This is a genomic window from Pseudomonas fluorescens (assembly GCF_018614775.1).
Lineage (GTDB): Bacteria > Pseudomonadota > Gammaproteobacteria > Pseudomonadales > Pseudomonadaceae > Aquipseudomonas > Aquipseudomonas fluorescens_BY.
The window spans coordinates 1-15,464 of record NZ_JAGGOF010000107.1 but is presented as its reverse complement, the minus strand read 5'-3'; the positions used below and the strand labels follow the sequence as shown (position 1 = coordinate 15,464).

Annotated in this window: 12 protein-coding genes; 6 read left to right on the top strand and 6 right to left on the bottom strand. The window is 62.3% G+C overall.

Annotated elements, in window-relative coordinates:
• Window positions 1-13 precede the first annotated feature (13 nt).
• From J7E36_RS23565 to J7E36_RS23540, 6 genes are all read left to right on the top strand, one after another.
• Window positions 14-1,354 carry a sensor histidine kinase gene (locus tag J7E36_RS23565; protein ID WP_215008469.1) on the top strand — a complete coding sequence of 447 codons (1,341 nt, stop codon included), beginning with the start codon at window positions 14-16 and terminating at the stop codon, window positions 1,352-1,354.
• A 271-nt stretch (window positions 1,355-1,625) separates the two neighbouring features.
• Entirely contained in the window at window positions 1,626-3,053 is a 1,428-nt protein-coding gene (locus J7E36_RS23560; RefSeq protein WP_215008467.1) for a di-heme oxidoredictase family protein, read from the top strand.
• Window positions 3,054-3,079: 26 nt separating this feature from the next.
• Window positions 3,080-4,144 carry an imelysin family protein gene (locus J7E36_RS23555; RefSeq protein WP_215008465.1) on the top strand — a complete coding sequence of 355 codons (1,065 nt, stop codon included), beginning with the start codon at window positions 3,080-3,082 and terminating at the stop codon, window positions 4,142-4,144.
• Window positions 4,145-4,146: 2 nt separating this feature from the next.
• Complete coding sequence (locus tag J7E36_RS23550; protein WP_215008463.1) at window positions 4,147-5,244, top strand: DUF1513 domain-containing protein; 1,098 nt, start codon at window positions 4,147-4,149, stop codon at window positions 5,242-5,244.
• Between the two features lie 153 nt (window positions 5,245-5,397).
• Complete coding sequence (locus J7E36_RS23545; protein WP_215008461.1) at window positions 5,398-6,546, top strand: efflux RND transporter periplasmic adaptor subunit; 1,149 nt, start codon at window positions 5,398-5,400, stop codon at window positions 6,544-6,546.
• A gap of 13 nt (window positions 6,547-6,559) precedes the next feature.
• Window positions 6,560-9,586, top strand: coding sequence for a multidrug efflux RND transporter permease subunit (locus tag J7E36_RS23540; RefSeq protein WP_215008459.1), 3,027 nt, complete (start codon window positions 6,560-6,562; stop codon window positions 9,584-9,586).
• Between the two features lie 134 nt (window positions 9,587-9,720).
• Here J7E36_RS23540 and J7E36_RS23535 read toward each other — a convergent pair whose 3' ends face one another.
• The 6 genes from J7E36_RS23535 to J7E36_RS23510 form a co-directional block, all read right to left on the bottom strand.
• Window positions 9,721-9,993: a hypothetical protein gene (locus J7E36_RS23535; protein WP_215008457.1), complete on the bottom strand. Its 273-nt coding sequence runs from the start codon at window positions 9,991-9,993 to the stop codon at window positions 9,721-9,723.
• 2 nt (window positions 9,994-9,995) lie between these two features.
• Entirely contained in the window at window positions 9,996-10,259 is a 264-nt protein-coding gene (locus J7E36_RS23530; protein ID WP_215008454.1) for a PAAR domain-containing protein, read from the bottom strand.
• A gap of 95 nt (window positions 10,260-10,354) precedes the next feature.
• Window positions 10,355-11,635, bottom strand: coding sequence for an SEL1-like repeat protein (locus J7E36_RS23525; RefSeq protein WP_231286374.1), 1,281 nt, complete (start codon window positions 11,633-11,635; stop codon window positions 10,355-10,357).
• Window positions 11,632-12,909, bottom strand: coding sequence for an SEL1-like repeat protein (locus tag J7E36_RS23520; RefSeq protein ID WP_331275355.1), 1,278 nt, complete (start codon window positions 12,907-12,909; stop codon window positions 11,632-11,634). The genes J7E36_RS23525 and J7E36_RS23520 overlap by 4 nt, the downstream gene beginning before the upstream one ends.
• Window positions 12,909-14,804, bottom strand: coding sequence for a phospholipase D-like domain-containing protein (locus tag J7E36_RS23515; RefSeq protein ID WP_215008452.1), 1,896 nt, complete (start codon window positions 14,802-14,804; stop codon window positions 12,909-12,911). The genes J7E36_RS23520 and J7E36_RS23515 overlap by 1 nt, the downstream gene beginning before the upstream one ends.
• Window positions 14,801-15,464 (bottom strand): DUF2345 domain-containing protein (locus tag J7E36_RS23510; protein WP_215008450.1); only part of this gene is annotated, 664 nt, incomplete at its 5' end. The genes J7E36_RS23510 and J7E36_RS23515, both read right to left, overlap by 4 nt.

Sequence of the window (15,464 nt, the reverse complement as noted above, 5' to 3'; positions counted from 1 at the left end):
TCGAGGATTTACCGTGCGTTCATTGTTCTGGCGCATCCTGGCCAGTTTCTGGCTGGCCATCGCCCTGGTTGCAGGGCTTTCGATTCTCATGGGCCACATGTTGAACCAGGACGCGTGGATCCTCAGTCGCCACCCGGGTCTCAACACCCTGGCCGAAGAATGGACGCAGACTTACGAAAACCAGGGCGAGGACGCCGCGCAGGAGATCCTGCAACAGCGCAAGCGCCAGTATCACATCGACGTCCAGGTGCTCAACGAAAGCGGCGACCCGGTGGTGCGCGGGACCTTTCCACGGCGTGCCGCCGCCTTCGAGGCGCGGCAGAACAACGATGATCGACGCCTGCCCTGGCGACGGCTGACCGACGAGTTCACCAGCACCAAGAGCGGCGACACCTACCTGTTCATTTATCGCATTCCCCACCCCGAGCTGGACGCCTGGCACCGCGAAAGCCTGCTCTGGCCCCTCAGCGCATTGGGGATTGCACTGGTGGTACTGACCCTGTTCAGCCTGTTGGTGACGCTCTCCATCACCCGCCCGCTGAGCCGCCTGCGTGGAGCAGTGCACGACCTGGGTCAAGCCACCTATCAGCAGAACAGCCTCGCCAAACTGGCCAACCGTCGAGACGAGTTCGGCGTACTGGCCACCGATTTCAACCGCATGGGCGCGCGCTTGCAAAGCCTGATCGGCAGCCAACGGCAACTATTGCGCGACGTGTCCCACGAACTGCGCTCGCCCCTGGCGCGGCTGCGCATTGCCTTGGCCCTGGCGGAACGGGCCAACCCCGAGGAACGTGAAAAGCTCTGGCCGCGCTTGACCCGCGAATGCGACCGCCTGGAAGCGTTGATCAGTGAAATCCTGGTCCTGGCCCGGGTCGATGCCGACAATGCCAGCGCCGAAACCATCGAGCTGAACAGCCTGCTGCTGACTCTGCAAAAAGATGCGCAACTGGCTTCATCGGAACAAAGCGTGCAGTTGAACGCCGAGCCGAACCTGACCCTCAGGGGTTGGCCGACCATGATCGAACGGGCGGTCGACAACTTGCTGCGTAACGCCCAACGCTTCAATCCTGCCGGCCAACCCATCGAGATGCGCGCGCTGCGCCAGGGGGAGCGGATCGTGGTCAGCGTGCGTGACCATGGGCCCGGCGTGGAAGCCGATCACCTGGCTCAGTTGGGCGAACCGTTCTACCGCGCCCCCGGCCAAACGGCCGCCGGCCATGGCCTGGGTCTGGCAATCGCCCGCCGCGCCGCCGAACGCCACGGCGGCACGCTGGTGCTGGCCAATCACCCCGAGGGCGGGTTCATCGCCAGCCTGGAGCTGCCGTTGGTGCCGGGGGCTGTGGTCCAGCCGTAAACCCGTAATCAGCGAGGTCAGCGGTACTGGCTGCTGGTCCCATGTGGGAGCGAGCCTGCTCGCGATAGCGATGGATCAGCCAGCATCAACGTTGACTGACACACCGCTATCGCGAGCAGGCTCGCTCCCACAGGGATTGTGGCCGCCTCAGGTCCTGCTCCCACATGAAACCGAACCAGCTTGCCAAAACCAAACGATAATCCCTCTTATTCAAAGTCCCCGGCCCTGTTAGACTCTGCGCCCTCGTTTCACTCTTCTCCCAGGTTGCCCGATGCCGTCGTTGCCTCTTCGTCTATGCGCACTGTTCCTGGCCCTGGGCCTGAGTGCCTGCGATGATGCCCCGCGCTTTACCCAGGCCGAACCCGGAGAAGCGCGGTCCGGTGGCGCTGCAACGGTACGCAAGACCGATCAGAACGCCTTTTCCCTGCCCTCGGCCAACCTGCCGCCCTCGCGGCGCGTGGATTTCAGTGTCGGCAACAGTTTCTTCCGCAGCCCTTGGGTGATCGCCCCCTCGACCACCACCGCCCGCGACGGCCTCGGGCCGTTGTTCAACACCAACGCCTGCCAGAACTGCCACATCAAGGACGGTCGCGGTCATCCGCCGGCACCGGACGCAACCACCGCCGTATCGATGCTGGTGCGCCTGTCGATCCCCGACGCACCGCCCTATGCCAAGGTCATCGAGCAACTGGGGGTCGTGCCCGAACCGGTGTACGGCGGGCAGTTGCAGGACATGTCCGTGCCTGGCGTCGCGCCCGAAGGCAAGGTGCGGGTCGACTACAGCCCCGTCCCGGTGCGCTTCAACGACGGCACCGTGGTGGAACTGCGCAAGCCGAGCTTGCAGATCACCCAGCTCGCCTACGGACCGATGCACCCGGACACGCGTTTTTCCGCCCGCGTCGCCCCGCCGATGATCGGCCTGGGGCTGCTGGAGGCCATTCCCGACGAAGCCATCCTGGCAAACGCAGAGGCCCAGGCGCGGGAGAAAAACGGCATAGCCGGACGTCCCAACCAGGTGTGGGATGATGCCCAGCAGAAAACCGTCCTGGGGCGATTCGGCTGGAAGGCCGGTCAGCCCAACCTCAATCAGCAGAATGTCCATGCCTTCTCCGGCGACATGGGCCTGACCACAAGCCTGCGGCCCTTCGACGATTGCACCGAGACTCAGGTCGATTGCAAACGCGCGCCCAATGGCAACGGCTCGGACGGCGAACCGGAAGTCAGCGACAACATTCTGCGCCTGGTGCTGTTCTACAGCCGCAACCTCGCCGTGCCGGCCCGACGCCAGGTGAATTCGCCTGAGGTGTTGGCCGGCAAGAATCTGTTTTTCCAAGCGGGCTGCCAGTCCTGCCACACGCCGAAATACACCACGGCCACCAACGCAGCCGAACCGGAACTGGCCAATCAGGTCATCCGCCCCTACACCGACCTGCTGTTGCACGACATGGGCGAAGGCCTGGCGGACAACCGCAGCGAATTCAAAGCCGGCGGCCGTGATTGGCGCACCCCGCCGTTGTGGGGCATCGGCTTGACCGAGGCTGTCAATGGCCACACTCAGTTCATGCATGACGGGCGCGCCCGCAACCTGCTCGAAGCCGTGCTCTGGCATGGCGGTGAAGCACAAGCGGCGCAGCGCCAGGTTTTATCGTTCAATGCCGAGCAGCGTGCTGCGCTGCTTACCTTTCTGAATTCCCTTTAACGCACGTTCCGAACCGGGAGCCCGACATGTTCCGTCCCAAGCTGTTGTTCACCAGCCTCGCCGCCATTGCCCTCGGTGCCTGCTCACCGCAGGACCCGCAAGCGGTCACCTCGGCGGCCATCGCCAAGCAAGTGATCCTGCCGACCTACAGCCGCTGGGTCGATGCCGACCGGCAACTGGCGAGCAGCGCCCTGGCCTTCTGCCAAGGCAAGGAAACCCTGGAGACCGCCCGCGCCGACTTCCTCAAGGCCCAAAAAGCCTGGGCCGAGCTGCAACCGTTGCTGATCGGTCCGCTGGCCGAAGGCAACCGCGCCTGGCAGGTACAGTTCTGGCCGGACAAAAAGAACCTGGTGGGCCGTCAGGTCGAGCAACTGGTCAACAGCGAGCCACAAATCGACGCCGCCGGCCTGGCCAAGTCCAGCGTCGTGGTCCAGGGCCTGTCGGCCTACGAGTACCTGCTGTTCGACGCCAGGATCGACATGGCTGACGCCGCGCAGAAAGCCAAGTACTGCCCGCTGCTGACCGCCATCGGCGAACGCCAGAAACAGCTGGCCGAAGAGATCCTGTCGCGCTGGAACACCAACGACGGCATGCTCGCCCAGATGAGCAAGTTCCCGAACCAGCGCTACGCCGATTCCCACGAAGCCATCGCCGATCTGCTGCGGGTCCAGGTCACCGCCCTCGACACCCTGAAGAAAAAACTCGGTACACCGATGGGCCGCCAGACCAAGGGCGTACCGCAGCCGTTCCAGGCCGATGCCTGGCGCAGCCAGTCGTCGCTGCAAGGCCTGGAAGCCAGCCTGAGCGCGGCCAGGACCGTCTGGGCCGGCGTGGACAACAAGGGGCTGCGCAGCCTGTTGTCCAGCGAGCAAAAGCCCCTGGCCGACAAGATCGATGCGGCTTACGATGCCTCGCTGAAACTGTTCGCCAGCAGCCAGCGCTCGCTGACCGAAATGCTCAACGACGATGCCGGACGCCAGCAACTCAACGATTTGTACGACAGCCTCAACGTTGTCCATCGCTTGCACGAAGGCGAATTGGCCAAGGCGTTGGGCGTTCAACTGGGCTTCAATGCCAACGACGGAGACTGATCATGTTTCGACGGCAGGCCTTGGCACTGGGCAGCTTGCTGCTCGGCGCCGTTACCCTGGGCGGCTGGACGCTGTTCAAGCAAAAGGACAAGAGTCCACTGCTGCTCTCGGCACGGGACGATGGCGATGGCAAGCACTACGCCGTGGGCTATCGATTGGACGGCACCCGGGCATTCGCCACCCAGGTCGGCCAACGCTGCCATGACATCATCAACCACCCGTCACAGCCGATTGCGTTGTTCGTCGCCCGTCGCCCAGGCACCGAAAGCTACCTGATCGACCTGCGCGACGGCACCCTGCTGCAAACCCTCACGTCGTTGCCGAACCGGCATTTCTACGGCCACGCCGTGATACACCGCAGTGGTGAATGGTTGTACGCCACCGAAAACGACACCACAGACCCCGGGCGCGGCCTGCTGGGCGTCTACCGCTTCGAAGGCCAGCGACTGATCCACAGTGGCGAAATCCCCACCCACGGCATCGGCCCGCACCAGGTGTCATGGATGCCCGACGGCGAGACCCTGGTGGTGGCGAACGGCGGCATCCGCACCGAGGCCGAGAGCCGGGTCGAGATGAACCTCAACGCCATGGAGCCAAGCCTGGTGCTGATGCAGCGCGACGGCACGCTCTTGAGCAAGGAAACCCTCGGCCAATCGATGAACAGCGTGCGCCACATGGGTATCGCCAGTGACGGCACCATCGTGACCGGCCAGCAGTTCATGGGTGACGCCCATGAGTCCTCGGAGCTGGTGGCGATCAAGCGCCCAGGCCAGCCATTCCAGGCGTTCCGGGTGCCCGAGCAGCAATTGCAGGCGATGGGGCACTACACCGCCAGCGTTGCCGTGCACAGCGACCTGCGCCTGGTGGCGTTGACTGCGCCCCGTGGCAACCGCTTTTTCATCTGGGACCTGGACAGCGGCGAAGTACGCCTGGACGCGCCGCTGCCGGACTGCGCGGGTGTCGGCGCCGTGGCCGACGGTTTCGTCGTCACATCGGGCCAGGGGCGTTGCCGCTATTACGATTGTCGACAGACACAACTGGTTGCAAAACCACTGGATCTGCCCGCAGGGCTCTGGGATAACCATTTACATCTGGTTTGAAGCCAACGTGCAGTGTACGGGCGCCAAGCGCCCGTAAACAGGAACAATCCCACACGACACAGCGCCCACGTCCGTCTGGAAACCCCGCCGCACTCGGAGTAATGTGCCCGCCTGATTGTCTTTTCTCTCGATTTTTTTCCAAGGAAGTGGAACATGCTGCGACGCCGCATGCTGATCATGTTGGGGATTGTCCTGCTGGTGGTGCTGTTGCTGGCCGGCTACAAGGCCTTCTCCGTCTACCAGCAGATCCAGATGTTTTCTGCCCCCAAACCTCCGGTCAGCGTTGCCGTGGCCAAGGCCGCCGAGCAACCCTGGCAGGCTCGCCTTCCCGCAGTCGGCAGCCTGAAGGCCCTGCAAGGCGTCGACCTGAGCCTGGAAAACGCCGGGACCGTGCAGAAGGTGCTGTTCCAGTCCGGGCAGAAGGTCAAGGTCGGCCAACCGCTGCTGCAACTGGACAGCGACGTCGAGAGCGCGCTGTTGGAAACCGCCGAGGCCGACCTTGGCCTGGCGCAACTGGATTTCGGACGTGGCCGGCAATTGGTCGGTAGCCAGGCGATCTCCAAGGGCGAGTTCGACCGGCTCTCGGCGCAAATGAAAAAGAACCAGGCCACGGTCAATCAACTCAAGGCCGCATTAGCCAAGAAACAGATCCTCGCCCCCTTCAGCGGCACCATCGGCATTCGCCGGGTGGACGTGGGCGACTACCTGGCCAGCGGCACGGTGATCGCCACCCTGCAAGACCTCAGCAGCCTGTACGCGGATTTCTACGTACCGGAGCAAACGGTGCCCAGACTCGCCGTTGCCCAGCCAGTCAACATCAGCGTATCGGCTTATCCCGGACAGACCTTCGTCGGCGCCATCAGCGCGATCAACCCCAAGGTCGAGGACAGTACGCGCAACGTACTGGTGCGCGCGACCCTGGCCAACCCCGACAGCAAGCTGCTGCCCGGGATGTTCGCCGACCTGCAGGTGATCCTGCCGAATGTGGCCACTGGCATCGTCGTGCCGGAAAGCGCCGTGACCTACACGCTCTATGGCAACTCCATGTACGTGGTGGCGCAGAAGAAAGCGGCCGACGGCAGCATCGAGAAGGACGACAAGGGCCAGCCAGTCCTGATCGCCGAGCGGCGTTCCGTCGAGACCGGTGAACGTCGTGACGGACAGGTACTGGTTGCCAAGGGCGTGCAGAGCGGTGAACAGGTCGTGATAGCGGGCCAGATCAAACTCGACAACGGCACGCCCATCGCCATCAGCGACGACAAGACCCTGAACGAACAGAACAGCCCGCCGCGCGCGGACTGATCAAGGAATCCCCATGGCTTTTACCGATCCGTTCATCCGTCGTCCGGTGCTCGCCACCGTGGTCAGCCTGCTGATCGTGCTGCTGGGCTTCCAGGCCTGGAGCAAGCTGCCCCTGCGCCAGTATCCGCAGATGGAGAACGCCCTGATCACGGTGACCACCGCCTACCCCGGGGCGAACGCCGAGACCATCCAGGGCTACATCACCCAGCCGATGCAGCAGAGCCTGGCCAGTGCCGAGGGCATCGACTACATGACCTCGGTCAGCCGCCAGAATTTCTCGGTGATATCGGTCTATGCGCGCATCGGCTCCAACAGCGACCGCCTCTTTACCGAACTGCTGGCCAAGGCCAACGAAGTCAAGAACCAACTGCCCCAGGACGCCGAGGACCCGGTGCTCAGCCGCGAGGCCGCCGACGCCTCGGCGCTGATGTACATCAGTTTTTTCAGCAAGGAACTGAACAACCCGCAGATCACCGACTATCTGTCGCGGGTGATCCAACCCAAACTGGCGACGCTGCCGGGCATGGCGGAAGCCGAGATCCTCGGTAACCAGGTCTTTGCCATGCGCCTGTGGCTCGACCCGGTCAAGCTCGCCGGTTTCGGCCTGACCGCCATCGACGTGACCAACGCCGTGCGCCAGCAGAACTTTCTCTCCGCGGCCGGCGAAGTGAAAGGCGAGTACGTGGTCACCAGCATCAACGCCAACACCGAACTGAAGTCCGCCGAGGCCTTCGCCGCGATCCCGCTCAAGACCGACGGCGACAGTCGCGTGTTGCTGCGGGATGTGGCCCGCGTGGAAATGGGTGCCGAAAACTACGACACCATCAGCTCCTTCGGCGGCACGCCCTCGGTGTACATCGGGATCAAGGCCACCCCAGGCGCCAACCCGCTGGATGTGATCAGGGAAGTGCGCAAGCTCATGCCGGAGCTGGAGGCCCAGCTACCGACCAACCTCAAGGCCGAGATCGCCTACGACGCCACTCTGTTCATCCAGGCCTCCATCGACGAGGTGGTGAAGACCCTGTTCGAGGCGGTGCTGATCGTCATCGTCGTGGTGTTCCTGTTCCTCGGCGCCCTGCGCTCGGTGCTGATCCCGGTGGTGACCATTCCGCTGTCGATGATCGGCGTGATGTTCTTCATGCAGTTGATGGGCTACTCGATGAACCTCCTGACGCTGCTGGCCATGGTGCTCGCCATCGGCCTGGTGGTGGACGACGCCATCGTGGTGGTGGAGAACATCCACCGGCACATCGAGGAAGGCAAGACCCCGTTCGACGCCGCGCTGGAAGGCGCACGGGAAATCGCCATGCCGGTGGTCTCGATGACCATCACGTTGGCCGCGGTGTACGCACCGATCGGCCTGCTCGAAGGCCTGACGGGCGCCTTGTTCAAGGAGTTCGCGTTGACCCTGGCCGGGGCGGTGGTGATTTCCGGGATCGTCGCCCTGACCCTGTCGCCCATGATGTGCGCCATGCTGCTGCGCCACGACGAAAACCCCACGGGAATGGCCCACAGGCTGGATATGGTCTTTGAACGCTTGAAGGGCCGCTACCAGCGCATGCTCCACGGCACGCTCAACGCCCGGCCGGTGGTGCTGGTGTTTGCGGCGATCATCCTGTTGCTGATCCCCGTGCTGATCATGTTCACCAAGTCCGAACTGGCCCCCGACGAGGACCAGGGCATCATCTTCATGATGGCCAATTCCCCGAAGACGACCAACCTGGATTACCTGAACGCCTACACCGATCACTTCATCACGATCTTCAAGGAATTCCCCGAGTACTATTCTTCGTTCCAGATCAACGGCTACAACGGCGTGCAATCCGGCATCGGCGGGTTCCTGCTCAAGCCGTGGAATGAGCGCAGTCGCACCCAGATGGAAATCCTGCCGCAAGTGCAGGCGAAGCTGGAAAGTATTCCCGGCCTGCAGATCTTCGGCTTCAACCTGCCTTCGCTACCGGGCACCGGCGAAGGCCTGCCCTTTGCCTTCGTCATCAACTCGCCGAAGGACTACGCCACCCTGCTGCAAATTGCCGAACGGGTGAAAAATCGCGCCATGGCGTCGGGCAAGTTCGCCTTCATGGACATTGACCTGGCGTTCGACAAGCCCGAGGTAGTGGTCGATATCGATCGCGCGAAGGCAGCCCAGATGGGCGTTTCGATGCAGGACCTGGGCGGCACCCTGGCGACGTTGCTTGGAGAAGCCGAGATCAACCGCTTCACCATCGAAGGCCGAAGCTACAAAGTCATCGCCCAGGTTGAACGGCCGTTTCGCGACAATCCGGACTGGCTGAACAATTACTACGTGAAAAATAACCAGGGCGAATTGCTGCCGCTGTCGACCCTGATCAAGGTCAGCGACCGGGCGCGACCACGGCAATTGAACCAGTTCCAGCAGCTCAACGCAGTCACGATCTCGGGCTTCCCGGTGGTGAGCATGGGCGAAGCTATCGAGACGGTTCGCCAGATCGCCCGGGAAGAAGCCCCGGCAGGGTTCGCCTTCGACTACGCCGGGGCTTCGCGGCAGTTCGTCCAGGAAGGCAGCGCGTTGTGGGTCACCTTTGCCCTGGCCCTGGCGATCATCTTCCTGGTACTGGCCGCCCAGTTCGAAAGCTTCCGGGATCCGCTGGTGATTCTGGTGACGGTGCCGCTGTCGATTTGCGGCGCGCTGATTCCCCTGTTCCTCGGCTGGTCGAGCATGAACATCTACACCCAGGTGGGCCTGGTGACGCTGATCGGCCTGATCAGCAAGCATGGGATCCTGATCGTCGAGTTTGCCAACCAGTTGCGCAAGGACCAGGGCCTGACACCACGGGAAGCGGTGGAACAAGCCGCGTCGATCCGCCTGCGACCCGTGCTGATGACGACGGCGGCGATGGTGTTCGGCATGGTGCCGCTCATCCTCGCCACGGGTGCCGGGGCGGTGAGTCGCTTCGACATCGGCACCGTCATCGCCACCGGGATGTCGATTGGCACCCTGTTCACGCTGTTCGTGCTGCCCTGCGTCTACACGCTGCTGGCCAAGCCGGATAAATCCTGAGGCCACCGAGCCCTCTGAGCACCGGGGCCCCTGTGGCGAGGGAGCTTGCTCTTGCTGGGCTGCACAGCAGCCCAGCAAGAAGCCTTTTCACTTATCAGTACGCCTCGGGCAACGCTCGATCAGGTGGCGCATGCTTATTTCTTCCGAGGGGCGCCACCCTCGGCCAGGAATATCTGCTGCGGCAACCTGAAGCCGCGCAGCTTGAGCAGTGCCAGCGGCCCGGCATCCAGCTCGGTGCGCAGGTGCCAGATCATGTTCGCGCCGTCGGGGGCCTTGATCACCATGCGGTAGTGGCTGCTCCCAGCCCCCGCAAGCAAACAGAGCGCCAGCAAACCCAACCAGACCCACACGCACGGTCGGACGGGGCGAGGCGCCAGGCAAGGGACCTGATCAATTCTGACCGGCATGACTAGCTCGCCCCCGCGTCGGACAACGACGAAATCAGCGCGCAGCCACAAGCGCAAAGATGCCCGTCAAAAGCAACGGGCACGCCGTTGTCATTGAATGTAGGGTGACCTTCGGCAACGACTGTACGGCCATGGCCGGGAACCGGACACTTCACCGGATCGCCTTCCCGAGCCACCCCGATACCGTCGAACTTCATGACGGCGGAGCCTGACTGAACCGTGCCGCCTCCGGTTGTTTTGTCGCCGATTCGGATGATGTTTTTCATGTTCTCTCCTTGTTCAAGAAACCAACTCCATTTCTAGCTGGATGATTATTCTTCGATTCCCACAGGTCCCACTCGATGTAACCCGTATCGGTACGTCATCCGAGAATTCTCCACTCGACCTTCTCCTCACCGACCGTCTTCAGGTCAGGCAGCAGGAAACGCTGCCGATAGCGTGTCACCTGCTGCGTCGGCATGAGCTCGCCCTTCTCGAAACGGTGAGGATCGCCCTGGGTCCAGGCGTGGTCCCTGTCGATACAACTGGCCTTCCAGTAGCCGGTCTTCGGGCAGGGCTGGCCGCTGTAGCAGCGCGGCACGGACGCGGCGTTCTTGATGAAGGCCGGCGACTGCGGCGTGGGTTTGCCGGTGGCGGGTTCCAGGTGTTTGGCCTTGGCCAGCTCGCCGATCAGCTCCTCGTCGGGTTTGGGCGGCGCCACGTTGGCCAAGCGTGCTTCGAGCCATTGGAGCTTGCCGTCCCAAGGCGGAAGCTTGGTTGGTGGCAGGGGGAGGATGTCGTTGATTTCGGGGACGGTGGGGTTGGCGTAGGAATAACGTCCCACAATCCGTCGGATTGTTTTGTAGCGTTCGGCGCGTTCGAGGTCTTCGTCTTGACCGAGGTAATACAATTCTTCAGTCGGCGGCGGTCCACGAAAGCCTTTTTCCAGAAACGAGGTGGAGGAGCTATCACCGGCTGCAGCCCCTAGTTGAAATGCTTCTAGAGCCTCTTGATACAACCCCTCTATCTGTAAGCTGACGCCAAGCGCTACTGCCGCCTTCCCTTGGCCCTGTTCTGCGGCACAACGATACAGTTTTCGGGCGGCCTCTGGAGCAATGCTGATAGGTGCCAGCTGGTCGCCCACATACGCCTGAGCCTGGGCACTACCTTGATCAGCCGCCTTGCGAAAATACCCCAACGCTGTCTCGTGATCTTCAGCCAGCCCCGCAGCCCCCTGTTTCAGAAACACTCCGATCAGGTAATAACCTGTCGCCACGCCGGCATCGATCAAGCGCTGGCTCAGGTAAAGGTATTCCTCGCCATCGAGCGAGAAGCGCCCGCGCATCCCGCCGTTTTGCAGATTGATATTGGCCTTGTGATGGTCATGCGCGGCGGCAATGCGGTACAGCCGTTCGATTTCGGCATCGACCTTTTCATCCGGCTTGAGCTGATTGTTCTTCTGCAACCAGCGGGCGTACTGAAACAACACGTCGCTCTGCGCCGAGGGCGCGGGGATCGCTTCATGTTTGCAGGTGAAGGCATTCAGTTTGGCTTTGATCTCGGGGAGCGAAGGCAAGACGGCAACTTCGGGGCGAGTGCTTGAGGCATCACAGCCCAGCAACATCGCGCCCAACAGTCCAAACAACCCGTATCGATACGTCATCCGAGAATTCTCCACTCGACGTTTTCCTCACCGACCGTCTTCAGGTCAGGCAGCAGGAAACGCTGCCGATAGCGTGTCACCTGCTGCGTCGGCATGATCTCGCCCTTCTCGAAACGGCGAGGATCGTTCTGGGTCCAGGCGTGGCCTTTGTCGATACAACTGGCTTTCCAGTAGCCGGTTTTCGGGCAGGGCTGGCCGCTGTAGCAGCGCGGCACGGATGCGGTGTTCTTGATGAAGGCCGGCGACTGCGGCGTGGGTTTGCCGGTGGCGGGTTCCAGGTGTTTGGCCTTGGCCAGTTCGCCGATCAGCTCCTCGTCGGGCTTGGGCGGCGCCACGTTGGCCAGGCGTGCTTCGAGCCATTGGAGCTTGCCGTCCCAAGGCGGAAGCTTGGCCGGGGGCAGGGGGAGGATGTCGTTGATTTCGGGGACGGTAGGGTTGGCGTAGGAATAGTTCGCCAGGATTCGCCAGATTTTTTTATAGCGTTCGGCGCGTTCAAGGTCTTCTTCTTGGGCGAGATAGTGCAGTTGATTATCTGGTAGAGGACCGCGAAAGCCTTTATCCAGATAGCCGGGTGCACTTTCCTCACCTGCGGCTACTCCAAGTTGGAAGGCTTCGAGCGCCTCTTGATATATGCCCTGTCTTTTTAAGCTGACGCCCAACGCTACCGCTGCCTTCCCATGGCCCTGTTCTGCCGCACAGCGGCGCATCTTCCGAGCAGCCTCTGGGGCAACGCTGATAGGTGCTAAGTGCTCCCCCAGATAGGCCTGTGCCTGAGCGTTGCCCTGATCAGCGGCCTTGCGAAAATACCCCAATGCCGTCTCGTGATCTTCAGCCAGCCCAGCGGCACCCTGTTTCAGGAAGACCCCGATCAGGTAATAGCCTGTCGCTACGCCTGCATCGATCAGGCGCTGGCTCAGATAGAGATACTCCCCGCCATCGAGCCGAAAGCGTCCACGCATCCCGCCGTTCTGCAGGTTGATATTGGCCTTGTAATGGTCATGCGCAGCGGCGATGCGGTACAGCCGCTCGACTTCTGCATCGACCTTTCCGTCTGGCTTGAGCTGGTTGTCCTTCTGCAACCAGCGGGCGTACTGGAACAGCACATCACTCTCCGCTGATGGCGCAGGGATCATTTCGTGTTTGCAGGTGAAGGCGTTCAGTTTGGCTTTGATCTCGGAGATTGAACTCACGTCGGGGACCTTGGTAGCAGGAGTAAAGGAGCTGTTGGCATCGCAGGCCACCAACAACAGACATGACAGGAAGATCTGGCGCATCAGTCCAGGTCCTTCAGGGTGGGTTTGTCGTAATAAAACTCGACGAGAGGGGCATAGGGCGTCATCTCGGTTTGTTGGCAATCTTTGTTTTCATTGATAATTTCCTGCCAGGCTTCAAACGCCTCCCCCGCATCATCCTGCACCCCCATCCCCGCCGTATGCAGATTCCACAACCGCCGCCGCAACGCCTGGGTCACGCTCATCCACTCATGGGCGATGTTGAGTTCGCTGTCGACCTGCATGCTGCGGGTGTTGATGTTGGCCGAGCCGTGGGTGGTGAACACGTCGTTGACGATCATCAGCTTGGAATGGATGTAAACCGGCATCCAGGACCACCTCGAGGAGTCCGGGGCGACCAGGGAGCAGATGTGCACCTTCAGGTTGGGAATGGCCTCGATATCGACGGGCGCGTTTTCGATTTGCTTGATCTGATGTCCGAGGTCCAGGCGTACCGATTTGAGGTTGTCCTGCCTTTGCTGGCGGGCCTCCCTGGCCTTGTCACTCAGGTCGCTGCCGCTCACCGCGTCGATGGCGCGGGTCAGGGCGCCCAATGCCTGTTCTTCCAGCAGGCTCGCCAGGTCCGGTTCCTGGGCGGCTGCGTTGATCCGGAGTCTGTCGATGCGGCGCAGTTTGGTGATGGCCGGGATGGTGTCGCCGCGCCCCAGGCTTTCCAGCATGCGCTGGGTGTTGACCGTGCCCGCGCCCACGCCGTCGTCGGTGGCGTTGGTGATCACGAACAGGTGCAAGGGCCCATACACGCCGGGGTCGCGCCCGTCTGCGGCCTGCTTGGCGGCGACGGACTTGATCAGTTCGGCCAGCGGCGGCCAGCGGAAATACTGGTTTTCGATGTAGATGAACTGGGTGGCGTTGCTGACGGCTTGCAGGTAGAGCCGCTCGATGTCGCGTTTATACACCTGCGGCTGGGTCCGCAGGATCTGGGCCATCTGCGGCATGCCCAGGGTGCACAGTTGCGGCCCCACCGTCATGGCCTGGCGAGAGGCGATCAGGTCCTCGCCGGTTTCCTTGCGCCAGGCGGTAGCGAAGTTGTGGTGCAGGTGTTCCACAATCGGCCCGCTGACCTGGCTGGAAATGTCCTGGCGCGGCGTATCGCCACGCGGCCCGCGATCGGGCGCCGGCTTGTTGTCTTTGCCGCGATTGAGTGCCGAGTGGCGGTCGCAGTCCCAGTACTCGTCGAGCATGTTATGGCCCATGACGAACCCCACGGCCTTGTCCGGCACTTCGTAATCGATCAGCACACTTTTTTGATGGTGGGTAGCCGTGGCTGTCAGGGTGAGGTGGGTGGCGGTGCTGAGCTCCCGGTCGAGGCTTTTGTATTTCACCTGCCGGGCGATTTCTGCTCTTTCGAATACGCTGAAGCCGCGACCGACGAACACCGGGACGCTGCGATGGGCGCGAAAAGCCGCGGCCATGTTGCCGGGCACGGCACAGTTGGCAAACCACTGGCGGTCGTAGGCGTACTGATCTTCGGTGGAAGGCTGCAAGGCTCGATCCGCGATGCGTACGACCGGGCCCTTGCCCGGCAGATTGGCCTCGCCCGCCACGCCAGCGGTATTGAATGGCATTTCCCAACCCAGCACGCGCACCTCGACCCCTTCCTGGGCCTTGGCCACCAGCAGTTCGCCGATGCTCGGAGCGCCGCTGCCATCACGAATAAAGTACATCGATGGCTGGAAACCCCAACAGATGATGTCGATGGTCCTGACGGCCTGGGCGATGGCCTGGTGCACGGCCCTGAAGGTTTCTTCGCCATTGACCAAGGCTTGATAACTGGCAACCGCCGGAGGGTATTCCGTGTGGCAGACATACCAGGGCGTGCAGCATGTGGCCTCTTGGGTGTGCTGCAAGGCGACGGGGGTGGTGATGTTACGTGTCATGGGGTTTGGTCTTCCTTGGAGGCAGGGCTGTCGAGCAAGGAGGCGTACGACGAGCGGTGTTGCTTGTGCGAGGCCGGTTGGCTCACCTCGGGGTCCGTTTTCGAGGGGTGGTTTTGCAGGCCACGGTTGGCCAGTTGCGCCTGATCGACATCGCGGTATTCGGTAGGGACGACCAGGTTGTAGGACACACCGTTGCTCATCACCAGGCGATAGCCCCGGGTGATGACCTGGTGATCGATCAGCAGCTGTCCGCTGTCATCGAGTACACCCTGCTGGAGCGGCATGCCGTCGGCGTACAAGGTGTAGGGCATGCCTTTCCAGCCCTGACCACCGGCGTTGGGGGCCTGGGGCATGCGCAGGCGCAACGGTTGCCTGGACTGGCTCTGCGGGTAGTCGGGGTGCGTGGCTGTCATGCTGGCAGCGCCCTTCAGATAATCGAAAACCGCCGACCTGACGGTGTAATACCCCGGCGTCCCCGACTCGATGCCGCCCGCCTCCAGCGTGATGTAGCTGCCGCCCGCGTTGAGGGTGATTTTCTTTTTCGCGACGATGCTGATTTCGTCTTCGGTGCTGGTGATCTCCAGTCCATGCCGGGCCATCAGTTGCAGGGTGTCGTTCTGCGCTTGCACCGTCACCGGTCCCTGGTTGGCGATCAGCTTG